Annotated in this window: 1 protein-coding gene; it reads left to right on the top strand. The window is 67.7% G+C overall.

The genetic code is table 11. From position 1 onward, the window contains the following. Positions 1-644: aromatic amino acid lyase (locus tag U5A52_RS43030; RefSeq protein ID WP_321940495.1), on the top strand; the 644-nt coding region annotated here is incomplete at both ends.

The raw sequence follows: 644 nt of genomic DNA, 5'->3' as shown, positions 1-644 counted from the left end.
CTCAACGGCACGCAGGCATCCGCCGCGCTCGCGATCTACAACATGTTTGCGATCGAAGACCTGTACCGCACGGCGCTCGTGTCGGGCGCGCTCTGCGTGGATGCAGCGGCTGGCTCGGTCAAGCCGTTCGACGCACGCATTCACGAACTGCGCGGCCATCGCGGCCAGATCGAGGCAGCCGCGGCCTATCGCACGCTGCTCGAGGGCTCGGCGATCAATCTCTCGCACCGCGACTGCGGCAAGGTCCAGGACCCGTACTCGCTGCGCTGCCAGCCGCAGGTGATGGGCGCGTGTCTCGACCAGATGCGCCACGCGGCGCAGGTGCTGCTCGTCGAGGCGAACGCGGTGTCGGACAACCCGCTGATCTTCCCGGAAACGAACGAAGTGCTGTCGGGCGGCAACTTCCACGCCGAGCCGGTGGCCTTCGCCGCCGACAATCTCGCGCTGGCCGCAGCCGAAATCGGCGCGCTCGCCGAGCGTCGCATCGCACTGCTGATCGACGCCACGCTGTCGGGCCTGCCGCCTTTCCTCGTGAAGGACGGTGGCGTGAACTCGGGCTTCATGATCGCGCACGTCACGGCAGCAGCGCTCGCTTCGGAAAACAAGACGCTCGCGCATCCGGCCTCGGTGGATTCGCTGCCGAC

Source organism: Paraburkholderia sp. J8-2, assembly GCF_905220195.1.
Classification (GTDB): Bacteria; Pseudomonadota; Gammaproteobacteria; order Burkholderiales; family Burkholderiaceae; genus Paraburkholderia.
This window is presented reverse-complemented; position numbering and strand designations above follow the sequence as displayed.